Origin of the sequence: Nakamurella sp. A5-74 (genome assembly GCF_040438885.1) — a bacterium.
Lineage (GTDB): Bacteria > Actinomycetota > Actinomycetes > Mycobacteriales > Nakamurellaceae > Nakamurella.
The window spans coordinates 3,995,799-4,010,860 of sequence record NZ_CP159218.1 but is presented as its reverse complement, the minus strand read 5'-3'; the positions used below and the strand labels follow the sequence as shown (position 1 = coordinate 4,010,860).

The 15,062-nt window shown below is 69.3% G+C and carries 14 protein-coding genes; 6 read left to right on the top strand and 8 right to left on the bottom strand.

From position 1 onward, the window contains the following. Positions 1–60 precede the first annotated feature (60 nt). Positions 61–1,029, top strand: a complete 969-nt coding sequence (locus ABLG96_RS18385) for a cyanophycinase (protein ID WP_353648766.1) — start codon at positions 61–63, stop codon at positions 1,027–1,029. A 384-nt stretch (positions 1,030–1,413) separates the two neighbouring features. Then, entirely contained in the window at positions 1,414–1,902 is a 489-nt protein-coding gene (locus ABLG96_RS18380) for a GNAT family N-acetyltransferase (protein ID WP_353648765.1), read from the top strand. A 12-nt stretch (positions 1,903–1,914) separates the two neighbouring features. Here the strand turns inward: ABLG96_RS18380 and ABLG96_RS18375 are convergent, their stop codons facing one another. Next, the gene (locus tag ABLG96_RS18375; RefSeq protein WP_353648764.1) at positions 1,915–2,709 is read right to left on the bottom strand and encodes a hypothetical protein; all 795 of its coding nucleotides are present in this window, start codon (positions 2,707–2,709) and stop codon (positions 1,915–1,917) included. Positions 2,710–2,974: 265 nt separating this feature from the next. Here ABLG96_RS18375 and cphA point away from each other — a divergent pair, with 265 nt between their 5' ends. After that, complete coding sequence (gene cphA, locus ABLG96_RS18370) at positions 2,975–5,731, top strand: cyanophycin synthetase (RefSeq protein WP_353648763.1); 2,757 nt, start codon at positions 2,975–2,977, stop codon at positions 5,729–5,731. 94 nt (positions 5,732–5,825) lie between these two features. Here cphA and ABLG96_RS18365 read toward each other — a convergent pair whose 3' ends face one another. The 3 genes from ABLG96_RS18365 to ABLG96_RS18355 all read right to left on the bottom strand — a co-directional run bounded on the left by ABLG96_RS18365 (position 5,826) and on the right by ABLG96_RS18355 (position 9,202). Then, positions 5,826–6,167: a DUF6457 domain-containing protein gene (locus ABLG96_RS18365; RefSeq protein ID WP_353648762.1), complete on the bottom strand. Its 342-nt coding sequence runs from the start codon at positions 6,165–6,167 to the stop codon at positions 5,826–5,828. 34 nt (positions 6,168–6,201) lie between these two features. After that, on the bottom strand, positions 6,202–7,407 hold the full coding sequence (glp, locus tag ABLG96_RS18360; protein ID WP_353648761.1) for a gephyrin-like molybdotransferase Glp: 1,206 nt from the start codon (positions 7,405–7,407) through the stop codon (positions 6,202–6,204). 64 nt (positions 7,408–7,471) lie between these two features. Then, positions 7,472–9,202 carry a Mur ligase family protein gene (locus ABLG96_RS18355; protein WP_353648760.1) on the bottom strand — a complete coding sequence of 577 codons (1,731 nt, stop codon included), beginning with the start codon at positions 9,200–9,202 and terminating at the stop codon, positions 7,472–7,474. On the opposite strand from ABLG96_RS18355, the gene ABLG96_RS18350 reads away from it, so the two are divergent. Further along, entirely contained in the window at positions 9,201–9,338 is a 138-nt protein-coding gene (locus ABLG96_RS18350) for a hypothetical protein (protein WP_353648759.1), read from the top strand. The two genes, ABLG96_RS18355 and ABLG96_RS18350, sit on opposite strands and share 2 nt — an antisense overlap. Here ABLG96_RS18350 and ABLG96_RS18345 read toward each other — a convergent pair. From ABLG96_RS18345 to ABLG96_RS18330, 4 genes are all read right to left on the bottom strand, one after another. After that, positions 9,316–10,377 (bottom strand): NlpC/P60 family protein, encoded by a 1,062-nt coding sequence (locus ABLG96_RS18345; protein ID WP_353648758.1) that lies wholly within the window; start codon positions 10,375–10,377, stop codon positions 9,316–9,318. The two genes, ABLG96_RS18350 and ABLG96_RS18345, sit on opposite strands and share 23 nt — an antisense overlap. Then, a complete protein-coding gene (locus tag ABLG96_RS18340) occupies positions 10,377–10,703 on the bottom strand; it encodes a hypothetical protein (protein ID WP_353651580.1) in 327 nt (108 codons plus the stop codon). The genes ABLG96_RS18345 and ABLG96_RS18340 overlap by 1 nt, the downstream gene beginning before the upstream one ends. A 77-nt stretch (positions 10,704–10,780) precedes the next feature. Next, positions 10,781–11,044: a DUF6199 family natural product biosynthesis protein gene (locus ABLG96_RS18335; protein ID WP_353648757.1), complete on the bottom strand. Its 264-nt coding sequence runs from the start codon at positions 11,042–11,044 to the stop codon at positions 10,781–10,783. Continuing rightward, positions 11,041–11,334 (bottom strand): DUF6199 family natural product biosynthesis protein, encoded by a 294-nt coding sequence (locus ABLG96_RS18330; protein WP_353648756.1) that lies wholly within the window; start codon positions 11,332–11,334, stop codon positions 11,041–11,043. Before ABLG96_RS18330 ends, ABLG96_RS18335 begins: the two co-directional genes overlap by 4 nt. Positions 11,335–11,553: 219 nt before the next feature. Here ABLG96_RS18330 and ABLG96_RS18325 point away from each other — a divergent pair, with 219 nt between their 5' ends. Further along, entirely contained in the window at positions 11,554–12,990 is a 1,437-nt protein-coding gene (locus ABLG96_RS18325; protein WP_353648755.1) for a protein kinase, read from the top strand. A 235-nt stretch (positions 12,991–13,225) separates the two neighbouring features. Continuing rightward, a complete protein-coding gene (gene groL / locus ABLG96_RS18320) occupies positions 13,226–14,854 on the top strand; it encodes a chaperonin GroEL (RefSeq protein ID WP_353648754.1) in 1,629 nt (542 codons plus the stop codon). Positions 14,855–15,062: the final 208 nt, after the last annotated feature.

Genomic DNA, 15,062 nt, shown 5'->3' with positions numbered 1-15,062 from the left:
CCCGGGCGCGCCGGGTCCCGGTGACCCGGCGCCTCCGGTGCGACGACTAGGTTTGTTCGGATGACCGCACCTGCAACACCCGAGCACCCCTGGGTCCCGGGGGTCGTCATGCCCATCGGCGGCGCCGAGGACAAGCTGGGTCGGATGACCATCCTTCGCGAGGTCGTCCGGCATGCCGGCGGGGCCTCCGCAAAGATCGTGGTGCTGTCGACGGCGTCGTCGCTCGGCGACGAGGTCACGCACGCCTACCTGCGGCTGTTCGCCAATCTGGGTGCTGCGGACGTCAAAGGCATTCGCCCGGAGACCCGCGCACAGGCCGCCGAGGCGGAGATCATCGCGGCCATCGACGCGTGCACCGGTGTCTTCATGACCGGTGGCAACCAGGTGAAGCTGGCAACGTTGATCGTCGGTACGCCGTTGGGTGAGGCCATCCTGCGGGCGCACGAGCGCGGCGCCGCGGTGGCCGGAACCAGTGCGGGGGCGAGCATCTGCTCGCTGCACATGGTGTCGTTCGGCAGCGGCGGCGCGACGCCCAAGTTCCGCGTCGGTCAGATCTCCGAAGGGCTGGGGCTGCTCACCGGAGCGATCGTCGACCAGCACTTCACCCAGCGGAACCGGTTCGGCCGGTTGCTCGCGCTGGTCGCCGCCAACCCGGCGCAGCTGGGGATCGGCATCGATGAGGACACCGCCGCGATCGTCACACCGGACGGGAAGCTCACCGTGAAAGGCCGTGGGGTGGTGACGATCTTCGACGGATCCGAGCTGACCACCACCGCCTACACCGCCACCGGCACCCAGCCGCTGATGATGTCCGGCATCAAGCTGCACACCCTCCCGCGGGGTGCGGTGTTCGATCTCGGTTCGCGGTCGCTGGTGTTCGCACCCGGGCTGGAAGGATCCGACGAGGCGCACCGGGTCTCCACCCTGCAGGACGTGACCGACGAGGTGCGCCCGCGCACCCGCCGGATCGCTGCGGAGGGTCGTCACGAGACCGCCACCGAACTCCGCCGGCGCGCCGCCAGCAGCTGATTCCGCCGACCCCCTGTCCGGCGCCGCGGCGGAGGCCGGTGCTCCGACAGGCTTCGCTCGTCCGCGCCGGTTCGCAGGCTCACCGGCGCGGACATCGCTGCAGAGGGCTGCGCACCGACCTCCGCCGCGGCCCCGGTGAGCGACGACCGCGGACCCGACGCTGATCGAGCAGGCGAGGAGCGCGTCGGGATCCCGTTGGGTGGTGAGAAATGCTGACCGGATCTCGACTCCACGTTGCTGTGGATCAAGGGGCGACCCGTTTCGGTGGTCGAGCAGCGAGGAACGAGCGTGTCGAGACCCCGTCGTGTCCGGATCGGTTGACTGCTGACGGGATCTCGACCTCTTCGCTCGATCGCCGTGGAGCACGACAGCTACCCTCACGCCATGATCCGTACCGCCACACCTGCTGACGTCCCCGTGCTGGTCGAGCTGATCCAGGAGCTGGCGCTCTATGAGAAGGCGCCCGAGGAGTGCCACGTCACGACCGCAGACCTGCAGCGGGAGTTGTTCGGAGATGATCCCAGCGCCAACGCCTTCGTCGCTGTGGACGACCGGGAAGACGGCACAGAAGCCGTCGTGGGCACGGCGATCTGGTTCCGCAGCTTCTCCACCTGGGAGGGTACGGCGGGCATCTACTTGGAGGACCTGTACGTCCGGCCCGCGGTGCGCGGCCGCGGCCACGGCCTGGCGCTGCTGGCGGCGCTGGCGGACGAGTGCGTCCGGCGCGGCTGGAGCCGGCTCGGCTGGGCGGTGCTCAACTGGAACACCCCGTCGATCCAGTTCTACGACGCACTCGGCGGTGCGCCGATGAACGACTGGACGACCTACCGCGTCGAGGGTGATGCGTTGGCGGACCTCGCCGCCCGCGTCTGACCCCTCGGACGGTCAGTGGGATCGCTGGGCCGCCGCTGCCGTGTTCTCAGCGGTGACGACCAGCTCCCCGAGCCGCTCGATCTGCTCGGCGGTGAGCACCGCCTGCAGGTCGGCCAGCAGGGCCGCATCGGTGGCCTCCTCGACGGCGTCGCGGCGCGCCTCGAGGTCCGGGACGACGCCGGCGAGCTGTTCGAGCTCGGCGATCTGCTCCGGTCGCCAACCGCGCCTGGCCAGTACCTCGGGACCGACGTGCGGGTCGGCCCAGGACGCGGCCCCGGTGTCCAGCCCCGTTGCGTCCAACGCCTGGAAATGCCTGCTGCCACGTAGTTCTCGCAACAGCACCAACGCCCAGTAGGCGCCGAGCGGACCGTCGAGGGCCGGCCAGCGACGATCCCGCCAGATCCGCGTCACCGTGGTGGCGTCGATCTCCGGCAGCTGCGCCACGGCCAGTACGGCGCGGACGAGCGCCGGCAATTCGTCGAGCTCGGGAGTGTCCCGATAGGTCGGCGCGAGCAGTCGCTGCGCCGCATGCGCGGCCGCCTGTTCGTAGGCGGCCGCGGCCGTCGCCGCGTCGAGGCCGGCCGTCGAGCGGAACACGTGGTCCAGCAGCCCCGGCGGGAAGATCCGGTACACCGCGGCCGCCCGGGCGCTGTCGGCTCCCGCGAGCGGTCCGATCCGCCCCCGGAAATAGAGCGCGCCACCTTTGATGCCGAGCGACGCGGCCGCCGCCTCCTGGTCCTGCCCGACCATGAAGTACGAACCGACCCGGACCAACGGTGTCCGCAACCCTGCGGGGAGTGTGCTCATGGATGCACCGTGGCACGGCCGCGCCCATAGCTCAACCCCGGGGGCCCGCGGCGCGCTGGGCAGGGTCCGCACCCGGCGTGGATCGTCCCGAACGTGCGGTTCCCACTCGGCGGGTGCCACCGCGCGTGGGGTGGTGACCTCCCGGTACCGTCGGGCGGAACGTACGGGCAGAATCGTGCCCACCTGCAGCGTCATGTGTCCGGGCGGTCGTCCTGCCGTGCACACGTCCCGCCGATCCGGTTCCGCCGGAGGATGAGAGGTCGCGATGCCCGTGGAAGAGTCGTCCGGAGTTCGGAACGAGGGAACGGGTGGTCGCCGGTCGGTCGTCATCAAGGAGGCCCGCGTCCTGCGTGGACCCAACTACCACTCCTACGAGCCGTGCATCCACATGGTCGTCGACATCGGGGCGCTCGAACAGGAACCGACGAACCTGCTGCCGGGTTTCCCCGAGCAGTTGGTCGACCTGCTGCCGGGCATCCATGACCACCAGTGCTCCCGCGGTCGCGACGGTGGCTTCGTCGAGCGGTTGTACGAGGGAACCTGGGCCGGTCACGTCGCGGAGCACGTCGCGTTGGAGATCCAGCGAACCGCAGGTCACGAGATGACCCGCGGTAAGACCAGGTCGGCCGGAGAGGCCGGGATCTACAACATCATCTACGGCTACTTCGACGAGACGGTCGGCATGCTGGCCGGAAAGCTGGCCGTGCGGCTGGTGAATCACCTGATCCAGCCGGAGGAGGGATTCGACTTCGAGGCGGAGCACGAGACCTTCCTGCGCACCAGCCAGCGGGTGGCCTTCGGCCCGTCCACCCAGGCAATCCTCGACGAGGCCATCTCTCGCGACATCCCTTGGCAGCGGCTGAATTCGGCGTCGCTGGTACAGCTCGGACATGGCGTCCACGCCCGGCGGATCCGGGCGACCATGACGTCGGTGACATCCTCCCTCGCGGTCGACATCGCTTCCGACAAGGAGCTCACCAACCGATTGCTCGCTGCAGCAGGGCTGCCGGTGCCGAAGTCGGACGTCGTCCGCGATGTGGACGAAGCGGTGCGGGTTGCCGGTCGAATCGGCTATCCGGTCGTGGTGAAGCCGTTGGACGGCAACCACGGTCGCGGTGTCGTGATCAACCTGACGAACGAGGCGGAGGTACGCAAGGCGTACCCGGTCGCGGACTCCGAGTCCCGACGCGGCCAGGTGCTGGTCGAGGCGTTCATCACGGGCAAGGACTACCGCTGCCTGGTGATCGGCGGCAACATCGTGGCGATCGCCGAACGGGTGCCGGCGCACGTCATCGGTGACGGCACGCACAGCGTCACCGAACTGGTCGAGATCACCAACGCGGATCCACGCCGCGGGATCGGCCACGAGAAGGTGCTGACGCGGATCGCGGTGAACGATGCCGCGGTCGAACTCGTTGCGGAGCAGGGCTTCTCGATGGAGGACGTACCGCCGGCCGGGTCGATGGTGAAGCTCGCGTTGACCGGCAACATGTCCACCGGCGGGATCTCCATCGACCGGACCTGGGAGGCGCACCCGGACAACATCGACATCGCCGAGGAGGCCGCCCGCGTCGTCGGTCTCGACATCGCCGGCATCGACTTCCTCTGTCCCGACATCACCCAGCCGGTCCGCGAGACCGGCGGCGGCATCTGTGAGGTGAACGCCGCGCCGGGCTTCCGGATGCACACCCACCCGACCATCGGCGAACCGCAGTACGTCGCGAAACCCGTTGTGGACCTGCTCTTCCCGCCGGGGACGCCGGCCCGGATCCCCATCGTCGGCGTCACCGGCACCAACGGCAAGACCACCACCAGCCGGATGATCGCCCACATCTTCAAGGGCATGGGCCGCAAGGTCGGCATGACCTCCACCGACGGCGTGGTGATCGACGACCGGCTGGTGATCCGTTCCGACGCCTCCGGTCCGCGATCCGCCCGGATGGTGCTGCAGAACCCGCGCGTCGATTTTGCCGTGTTCGAGGTGGCCCGCGGCGGGATCCTGCGGGAGGGTCTCGGCTACCAGCGCAACGACGTCGCCGTCGTGTTGAACGTCGCTCCCGACCACCTCGGCCTGCGCGGGATCAACACGGTCGAGCAGTTGGCGAAGGTGAAACAGGTGGTGGTGGAAGCGGTTCCGCGCTCCGGTGCTGCCGTGCTCAATGCCGACGACGAGCTGGTGGCCCAGATGCGCCGGGCCTGCTCAGGTGAGGTGGTCTGGTTCTCGGTGAAGCCGGACAACCGGCAGATCGCCGACCACTGCCGCCGCGGCGGCAAGGCAGTCATCCTGGAGAAGGGTGAACTCGGCGACCTGATCGTGTTGGTTCACGGCCGTCGCCGGATGCCGATCGCGTACACCCACCTGTTGCCGGTGACGTTCAACGGCAAGGCGATGTTCAACGTGCAGAACGCCATGGCCGCCGCTGCCGCCGCCTACTGCAGCGGCGCTCCGCTGCACGACATCCGCGCGGGTCTGCGGTCCTTCACCCCCAGCTACTACCAGGCGCCCGGCCGGATGAACCTCACCGAGGTGCAGGGCATCAAGGTGATCGTCGACTACTGCCACAACGCGCCCGGCATGAAGGCGCTGGGTGATTTCGTCGACAAGTTCTTCGACGACGTCACCGGTTTCGAGAAGCCGCAGCGCATCGGTGTCATCGCCACTGCAGGCGACCGTCGGGACCAGGACATGCTCGACCTGGGCCGGGAGGCGGCCAAGCACTTCGACCTGATGATCATCCGCGAGGACGTGACACTGCGTGGCCGCAAGGCGGGCGCAACGGCGGCACTGATCGAACAGGGCGCCAGGGAGGGTGCGGATCCACACCGCGCCAAGGGGATCGAGGTCGTGCTGGACGAGATCGATGCCACCAAGGTGGCGATGTCCAGGGCGAACCCCGGCGACCTGGTACTGCTGTGCGTCGACCGTGCGCGGGCCGTCTGGGACGAGCTGCAGTCCATCGGTCACGTCGCCCAGGCGGGTGCCGAGTCCGACGACAGTGACGACGGTCCGGGCGCTCCCTGAACGCGGAGCTGACCCGCGGGTGACGACCGTCGGCCGCCGGGTGGCAGGACACCGCCGGCACGAGCAATTCGGGGCGACGCCCCGAGGGTCCGGATCAGTGCGATCGATCGTCGGTGGTGGCCGCGTCCCTGGCCAACGGCACCGAGGTGTCCGCCCCGGGTGCCGGCTCGAGGGGCTCGGTGGACGCGGGCGCGTGCTGGTCCCGGTGCGAGACGAGCACCGAGCGGATGGTCTCGACCGCACCACTCGGGGCGATTCCGCGGCCCACGGCGACCCCGAGCAGCAGACCGGTCATCGGGCCCGCTGACGGTCCGATCAGCTCTTCGATCTCCCGGGTCAGGTCGAGCAGTCCGGCGCGCAGGTCGGCGGGTACGTCGGTGGCCGGGATTCCCAGGGCCGCCGCTACGTCCAGTACCCAGGGGTCGAGTGCGCTCACGGCGCCCACAGTAGCGGTGGCACGGGGATCCGCATCAGGAGAGTGTCCAGACCTGTACCGGGGCGCCGGCGGGCAGCTCCGTGACGTCCTCCTCGATCACCAGCAGACTGTCCGCACCGGCCAGCCAGCCGAGCAGGTGGGAGGACGGTCCGCCGTGCGGTGCGACGGTTCCGGACTGCGGGTCGACCACCGCGCGCCGGTACTGCCGCTTGCCCAGCACGCTGGTGAGCGGCGACTGCAGCGGTAGGTGCCGGACCACCCGATCCAGATCTGACCGACCGAGCGCCGCGAGGATCGCCGGCCGCAGGAACACCTCGAAGGACACGAACGTCGACACCGGGTTGCCCGGGAAACAGACGATCGGCACGCTGCGCTCGCCGACGGCCACCCGGCCGAGCCCTTGCGGCATTCCCGGTTGCATGGCGACCTTGACGAAATCCACCCCGTGGCCGGTGAGTGCATCCTTGACCACCTCGTAGGCGCCGGCCGAGACACCGCCCGAAGTGACGATCAGATCGGCGTCCGCCGCCGCACCGGCGATCAGCCGCTGGAACTCGGCGACGTCGTCGGCCACCACATGGCCGGCGATGGCCACGGCTCCGATCTCCTCGAGTGCCGACACCAACATCGCAGCGTTGGACTCGTAGATCTGCCCGTCCTGCAATGGTTTCCCGGGACTGACCAGCTCGTCGCCGGTCGACAGCACCAGCACCCTGGGTCGTCCGACCACGCTGACCCGGTCGACTCCGAGGGCGGCGATCAGCCCGATCCGCGGCGGTGTCAGCACGATCCCGGCACCCAGCACCACAGTGCCGGCGGCGACGTCGCTGCCGCGGGGCCGGACGTGTCGGCCCGGCTCGATGGTCATCGTCCCGGTGTCGATGAGCACTCGTTCGGTGCCGGCGTCGGTGAACTCGACCTGCACGACGGCATCGGCACCCGCGGGCATCGGCGCGCCCGTCATGATCCGGGCGGCACTGCCGGGCAGCAGCGGTCCGATGTCCAGCCGTCCGGCCGGGATGTCCTGCGACACAGCCAGTTCGGTGGAGCCACTGCCGAGGTCCGAGGCGCGCACCGCGTAGCCGTCCATGGCCGAGTTGTCGAAGGGCGGGAGGTCGAGCGGGGAGCGCAGGTCCGCCACGAGCACCCGACCGGTGGCCTCCGCGAGGGGGACGACCTCGGCGGGGACCTGGGGGACCAGCGCTGCCACGGCAGCGGCGTGGTCTGCAACACTGAGCACGGGGACAATCCTTTCGACGGCACAGGCTTTCAGCGCAACGGGATCAGGGCACCAGCGGGAGCTGTCAGCCGGCCCCGACCCGGGCGGCGATCTCGGCGGGGGTTGCTTCGTGCCCGCCCCGTCGGATGATCTCGCTGCTCATCTCCGAACGTTGTTCCAGGGTGCAGACCGCGATCGCCGACCCGACCGGGAGTGCCGAGTCCAGCAGCGTCCGCAGGGCAGTGACCTCGTCGTCGGCGCGCTCGACGTCCGTCACCCCCGCCTCGGCAGCACCCGAGGCCCAGACCTGCTCCATCTCGCCCGCCGAGCGACCTCGCTGGTACTTGGCCTTGCCGGCGATGACGATCCGGTCGGAGCGGGTCGCCGCCATGGCGCCCATCGCGTGGATCGCCTCGTCCGACCGGTCGCCGGCGGTCGAGGTGACCACCGCGAGCGTCCCGCCGGGTCGCCGCAGGCGGTCGGTGACCTCCAGCAGTGAGTCGAGCGACGCCTCGTTGTGGGCCAGGTCGAGGACGATCGCGGTGTCGCCCAACAGGTAGGTGTTGAGCCGACCGGCATTGTGCTCGGCGTCCGCCGCGAAGGTCTGGAGGCCGGCGCGCACGTGCTCACGCCGGACACCGAGCGCCAGCGCGGCGGCGGCGGCGGCGAGCGCGTTCTGGATGTTGACCCTGGACGCGCCTGCCATCGTCAGTGGGATGTCCGTCACCGCGATGATGCGGACCGGGTCGGAGCCGCGGGCCAGCACCACCATCTCCCCGTCGATGACGGTCATCACCCGCCCACCCGCATCGAGAGCCTCGTGCAGTACCGGGTTGCCGGGGTCGGGGGAGTAGAACCACGGCCGCGCCCGGGTGAAGCGGCGCATGCCCAGCACGAGCGGGTCGTCGGCGTTGAGTACGCACCATCCGGTCGGCTTCGTCACCCGGACGATCACCGACTTCACCTCGGCGAGCTGCTCGACGGTGTGCACCCCGAGCTGGCCGAGGTGGTCGGCGGAGATGTTGGTGACGACGGAGACGTCGTTGCTCGCAGTTCCCAGGCCGCGCAACAGGATTCCGCCGCGGGCGGTCTCGGTGACGGCCACCTGGACCGCCGGATCGGCGAGCACCCTGGCCGCTCCGCCCGGGCCGGACCAGTCGCCGTCATCGACGCAGGCACCGTCGATGAAGATGCCGTCGGTCGATGACCAGCCGGGCGTCCGGCCCCCCTCGCGCACCAGGTGGGCGATCAGCCTGGTGGTGGTGGTCTTGCCGTTGGTGCCGGTGACGGCGACCACCGGGATGTGCGGCCGGATCGGCGTCACCCGGTCGCCGGGATCGTGCCCGGCCAACGCGGGCGCCACCCGGGCGAGTGCGGTGCGCACCCTGGTGCCGGCCGCGATCGCACCGAAGGCCCGCGCCACCTCCTCCGCGAAAGCCTGTGCGGTGCCGGTGTTGCGGAACGGGAAGGCCACCACGACGGTGTCGTCGTCGGCGGGGTGGGCGACCGCCGGGATCCGGCTGCGGACGGCGGCGGCAGCCCGCCGGACCAGGGTCGCGGCCATCTCGGCGACACCTTCGGCGCGGGTCTCCGATGACGCCATCCCGACCGGCACGCCGTGCATCCGCAGCGCCTGCTGCCAGTGCACGACGGTGTCCGCATCGGCGTTCAGGGCGAGGCTCGCATCCAACGTCAGCTTGACCGTCGGTCGGGTGAAGTACAGGTTCGCTCCGGTGAGCAACCGGACTTCGATCGGGCCGGGGACGTGTGCCGGAGATGCGGTGGACGGGGCTGCGTCGACGGACGGGGCGGCCATGGTCCAGACCCTAGTGGAGATGGTCGATGCCGTCGGCGCCGAACCCGGCCCCGGTGCCGCGCGGCCGCCGGTGCAGGCGAGCAGCGCAGCTCCGGAGCCGCGGCGGCGCGAGGTCAGGACCCTGACGTCCAGCTGACCGATCGATCGGCCGACTTCCAGTGCAGAGCACCGAGTTCGAAGTTCTGACGAACTCCGCCCGACTCGGCGATCTCTCCGCTGGTCGGGTAGCCGAACGTGCCCTCGTACCCGTTCGCCTCGAAGTACTTCCGGATGTCGCCGCTGATGATCTGTGCGCCGGTCGGCTGGGACCACAGGATCAGCGCGTTGTCGAACGTCTGGAAGCGGCCCTTGGTGCCCGTCGGCGATGCCGACGCGTCGAATTCGTCCTGGGTCGGGAAGCCCCAGACGTCCTCGGAACCGGTGTTGCGGTAGACGGTCAGGATCGTGCCGTAGACGGCCCAGGCCTGGTTGTCGGCCCGGTTCCAGATGATCATGCCGCGCTGGAAGTCCTGGAACCGTCCGCCGCGCTTGCAGTCGAGCTCGGGGACAGTGGGCTCACCGACCCAGCTGCGGGTGGCGCCCGCCAGCCACTTGACCCGGATCGTGCCGTACGGATCGAGCTCGTTCACGTTGTTGTAGCGCGCCGGATAGTAGTTACCCGGGATCGACGACATGGTCTGGAGGTCGGGCGGCTCGATGCCGGAGTTCCCGCCGCCGTGTTCCATGATCTGGAACTGGGTCTTCGCCGCGCCGGTCCAGCCGAGGAAGATCTGGACGTGCCCGCTGCCGACGTTCGGATCACCGACGTACAGCAGGATGTCGCCACCGCGCAGGTCGTCGTGGTTGATCCGATGGGTGATCTGCGGCAGCGAGTAGGTCGTCCAGCCGTTGTTGCCCTGCGGCAAGGTGTTCCAGGCGTAGGAGACGAAGCCGGAGCAGTCGGAGCGGAAACCGTCGAGGGACCCGCCCTGGTTGTACCGAGGACGCTGGTTGAACCGGTACCAGGACCGGTCGATGATCTTCTGCCGACCGATCGATCCGTTGAGAGACGAGGCGGCGGCCTCGGTCGCTGCCACCACGGCGGGGATGTTGAGGGCGGCGACGCCGGCAGTGAGGGCGAGCGCGAGCTTCGCTGAGTGCGAGAGGAGCGTGCGGCGGTCCAGGAGGTGGCTCATCACTTCCCGGTCCAGGTGACGGTGTTCGTGGCCGACGCCCAGTGCAGGGTGCCCTGCTCGAAAGTCTGGAACTTGCCCGTCGGCTCATCCTGCTCGTCGCTGGTGGGGTAGCCGAACTTCACCTCGAAGCCGGTGTTCTCGAAGTAGCTGCGGATGGTGCCGCCGATGAGGTGTGCGCCGGTGGGCTGGGACCACAGGATCAGCACCCGCTCGAACTTCTGGAATCGACCCTGGGGGCCGCGTCGGCGGCGTCGGCCCGCACCGTCGCAGGCCGGCCCGTCAGCCGCATTCTGGTTGGTCGTTCTTGGGGTGTTCCGGTGCCGGATCTGACCATAGAGAATGCGCCGGGCTCGGCCGGAGCCGGCGAGTCGGTCCCAGCCAGGTCCTGCACAGCGGGGTCGGATCAGCGGGTGAGCGCGAAGATGATGATGCCCACGCCAACGACCACCAACACGCTGTTGACGATGCGGGTCATCCGGAGCCCGTACTCACTCGGCTCCGACGCCGCCGGATTCTTCCGCGTCCACTTCGACATCTGCCACTGCATCTTCGGGTTGATCGCGTTCGTCCCCGAGATCGCCACGAAGAGCAGGCCGAAGGCGGCTACCCCCCAGTTGGGACCGGACGCGGAAGCGGCGTCTGCGGCGCGGGCCAGTGCCTCGATCACGAGGGCTTCACGATCGCGACCACGAACAGGGTCGTCGCGATCCCCATGCCGATGATGGCGCCGATCCGAATCGCCCACTCGCCGGCCCTGCTCGGCTCCATCGCGTCCGGGTTCTTGTACATCCTGCGGTTCAGCTTCCAGGGCAACCGCGGGTTGACGGCCACCGTGAGGGCCACCAGGAACACGATGGGTCCGATGACGAAGAACGGCCAGGTGGGCCCGTCGCCATCGCCCCCGGTGGCCGGAGCGACGAGCAGCGCCCCGACCATGCGTGCATACACGTCGTTCATGGATCCCCTCCACCCCGCGGCCGGTTCGGCCGACCCAGTCCGATGGCAGCGGCTGCCTGCGCAGGACGGTACCGAACCCGTGGGGGTGCGGCATGAACCACCCGATCCTGTCGGCGATGGGCGTGAGGAGTCGGACGGCACCGCCCGATGGCGGAGTTCCGGCAGCCGGCCCCGGCCGAGCTCCCTCGGCAGACTGCGGCCGCCGGTTAGGGTCGTGGGGTGTCGGCGGACCTGACCGGGCAGCGCCTGGGCCACTACGAGATCGAGTCCATCCTCGGTCTCGGTGGGATGAGCACCGTCTATCGCGCGATCGACACCCGGCTCGATCGGCCGGTGGCACTCAAGGTGATCAGCGAGAACCTCTCCGCCGACGAGGAGTTCCGGCAGCGTTTCGTCGAGGAGGCGAAGGCCGCTTCGGCGATCGACCACGTCAACGTCGTCCCGCTGTACGACTTCGGCGAGGCGGACCCATGGCTGTTCATCGCCATGCGGCTGGTGGACGGCACGGACCTCGCACGGGAACTGGTGGACGGGCCGCTGCGCCAGCGACGGGTGCTGGATCTGTTGGGGCAGGTCGGGGCGGCGCTGGACATGCTGCACGGCAGGGGGTTGGTGCACCTGGACGTCAAGCCGGCCAACATTCTCATCACCCGCAACGAGTCGATCGGTCGGGAACACGTCTACCTGGCCGACTTCGGGCTGACCCGTCGCGGGGCCGCAGGTCATCGGACCGCGTCCGGCGACTTCCTCGGCTCACCCACCTACGCCTCGCCGGAACACCTCCGCGGGGATCCCGTGCTGCCCTCCTCCGACCTGTACTCGCTGAGCTGCGTGCTGTTCAGCTGTCTCGCGGGGCGTGCGCCGTTCGTCGGCACCGTCAAGGAGGTGGTGGCCGGCCATCTCAAGGGCGAGGTCCCCTCCCTCTCCGCGCTCACGGACCTGCCCTCGGCGATCGATCGGGTGATCGCACGGGGGATGGCCGGCGATCCGACCCTGCGCTACGGCACTGCTGCTGACCTGCTCGGGGCCGCTCGTCGCGCGATCGCCGATCTCTCCGACGACAACGTGGCCGGCCCCATCGGCGTGGACGCTGCCGACAGGTCCGCCGGTGACCTCGCCTCCGACTCGTTCCGTCCGGCCCCGAACCCGTTCCTGGACCCCGGCTCGGCGCGGACCGGATCGGACCGTGCCGGATCGGGTGGTGTCGGATCGGATCGTGCCGGATCGGGTGGTGCCGGATCGGGTGGTGCCGAGCCGTCCGCCGCGGGGCGCGCCGCCTCCCCTGTCGACGTGCCCCCCTCGGTACGCATCTATCGACCGGCCGCGGGTTCGTCGGGCGCCGCAGTTCGGCAGACCTCCTCGGCCCCGGCGCGTAGGCAGACGCCGGATGGTCCATCCGTCGCCGCCCCCACGCAGCTCACCGGTGGTCCGTCCTACGGCATCGCCCTGCCCGGGCAGGGGGTTGCAGCGCCGGCCGGCCCCAGCTGGGGTGGTCGGAGCACCGAGCTCCCCACGGGAGAGATCGATCGACAACGAGCCGCGAAACGTCACCGGGCCGCGAGTTCCACCCGTCGACCGTGGCCATGGATCGTCGTGCTCGTCGCCCTGCTCGCCGCCCTGGCGGTGCTCGTCGTCATCCTCGTGAACCGGGGCTGAACGGCACCCTGCTGTTCTTGCACTCTCGCCCATCGAGTGCCAAACTCGAACTGGCACTCGCGTATCGTGAGTGCCAGGTCGGTCAGATGAGGTGCCTCGCGCCCGCCCCCATGGGTGCGTCGTGGGCCACCGTCCGTCGCGGGCGTCGAGCCGATCCGAAGACAACCACGGCATCCCCGCTCGACCGCATCTGGCGGCCGTCACCGGGGCTGATCACTGGAGGATTGACCAACACATGTCCAAGCTGATCGCATTCGACGAGGAAGCGCGTCGCGGTCTCGAGCGCGGGATGAACATCCTCGCCGACGCCGTCAAGGTGACCTTGGGGCCGCGCGGCCGCAACGTCGTTCTGGAGAAGAAGTGGGGCGCTCCGACCATCACCAACGATGGTGTGTCGATCGCCAAGGAGATCGAGCTCGAGGATCCGTACGAGAAGATCGGCGCCGAGCTCGTCAAGGAAGTTGCCAAGAAGACCGACGACGTCGCGGGTGACGGCACCACCACCGCCACCGTGCTCGCCCAGGCGATGGTCCGAGAGGGCCTGCGCAACGTGGCCGCCGGCGCCAACCCGATGGGCATCAAGAAGGGCATCGAGAAGGCCGTCGAGGCCATCTCGCAGCAGCTCCTCGCCGATGCCAAGGATGTCGAGACCAAGGAGCAGATCGCGGCCACCGCGACCATCTCCGCAGGTGGCGACTCCGCGATCGGCGAGCTCATCGCAGAGGCGATGGACAAGGTCGGCAAGGAAGGCGTCATCACCGTCGAGGAGTCGAACACGTTCGGCCTCGAGCTGGAGCTGACGGAGGGCATGCGCTTCGACAAGGGCTACACGTCGCTGTACTTCGCGACCGACCCCGAGCGTCAGGAAGCCATCCTGGACGACCCGTACATCCTGCTCTACAGCGGCAAGATCTCCACGATCAAGGACCTGCTGCCGATCCTCGAGAAGATCATGCAGGCCTCCAAGCCGCTGCTGATCATCGCCGAGGACGTCGACGGCGAAGCGCTGGCGACCCTGGTCGTCAACAAGATCCGTGGCACCTTCAAGTCGGTCGCCGTCAAGGCCCCCGGCTTCGGTGACCGCCGCAAGGCCATGCTGCAGGACATCGCGATCCTGACCGGTGGCCAGGTCATCAGCGAGGACGTCGGCCTCAAGCTCGACAACGCCGACATCTCGCTGCTGGGTACCGCTCGCAAGGTCGTCGTCACCAAGGACGAGACCACCATCGTCGACGGTGCGGGCGACGCGGCCCAGATCGAGGGACGGGTCAACCAGATCCGCGCCGAGATCGAGAAGTCGGACTCCGACTACGACCGCGAGAAGCTGCAGGAGCGCCTGGCGAAGCTGGCCGGCGGCGTGGCCGTCATCAAGGCCGGTGCCGCCACCGAGGTCGAGCTCAAGGAGCGCAAGCACCGCATCGAGGATGCTGTCCGCAACGCCAAGGCGGCTGTCGAAGAGGGCATTGTCGCCGGCGGTGGTGTCGGCCTGCTGCAGGCCGCTGCCAAGGCTCTGGCCACGCTCGATCTCGTCGGTGACGAGGCCACCGGCCTCAACATCGTCCGGGTCGCCGTCGAGGCTCCGCTGAAGCAGATCGCGATCAACGCCGGCCTCGAGGGTGGCGTCGTCGCGGACAAGGTCAAGAACCTGCCTGCGGGCCAGGGTCTGGACGCCGCGACCGGCGAGTACAAGGATCTCGTCGCTGCCGGCATCATCGATCCGGCGAAGGTGACGCGTTCCGCGCTGCAGAACGCCGCGTCGATCGCCGCGCTGTTCCTGACGACCGAGGTCGTCGTCGCCGACAAGCCGGAGAAGGCCGCACCGGCCGGCGGTGGCGACGGTGGCATGGGCGGCATGGACTTCTGATCTGCGACTGAAGCGGACGTTGTCGCGAGCGCGAGCGAGCGGCGGCCGAAGTGGAAGCAAGGTAGAAGTCAGTCCAGCACTGACCTTCTGATCCGCCAGTAGTACGGCAGTCGTTTCGCAGCAGGCCCGTCATCCTCGGATGGCGGGCCTGCTGCGTTGCTGTGTGGCTGGGTGGCGGCGAGCACTCCGGGTTGTCGCTGGCATCGAG

Bases quoted from the DNA above. Each gene is read 5' to 3' on its own strand.
- ABLG96_RS18380 (WP_353648765.1), top strand. From the start codon at position 1,414: ATGATCCGTACCGCCACACCTGCTGACGTCCCCGTGCTGGTCGAGCTG.
- ABLG96_RS18375 (WP_353648764.1), bottom strand. From the start codon at position 2,709: ATGAGCACACTCCCCGCAGGGTTGCGGACACCGTTGGTCCGGGTCGGT.
- groL (WP_353648754.1), top strand. From the start codon at position 13,226: ATGTCCAAGCTGATCGCATTCGACGAGGAAGCGCGTCGCGGTCTCGAG.
- ABLG96_RS18345 (WP_353648758.1), bottom strand. From the start codon at position 10,377: ATGAGCCACCTCCTGGACCGCCGCACGCTCCTCTCGCACTCAGCGAAG.
- ABLG96_RS18385 (WP_353648766.1), top strand. From the start codon at position 61: ATGACCGCACCTGCAACACCCGAGCACCCCTGGGTCCCGGGGGTCGTC.
- ABLG96_RS18350 (WP_353648759.1), top strand. From the start codon at position 9,201: ATGGTCCAGACCCTAGTGGAGATGGTCGATGCCGTCGGCGCCGAACCC.
- ABLG96_RS18330 (WP_353648756.1), bottom strand. From the start codon at position 11,334: ATGAACGACGTGTATGCACGCATGGTCGGGGCGCTGCTCGTCGCTCCG.
- ABLG96_RS18355 (WP_353648760.1), bottom strand. From the start codon at position 9,202: ATGGCCGCCCCGTCCGTCGACGCAGCCCCGTCCACCGCATCTCCGGCA.
- cphA (WP_353648763.1), top strand. From the start codon at position 2,975: ATGCCCGTGGAAGAGTCGTCCGGAGTTCGGAACGAGGGAACGGGTGGT.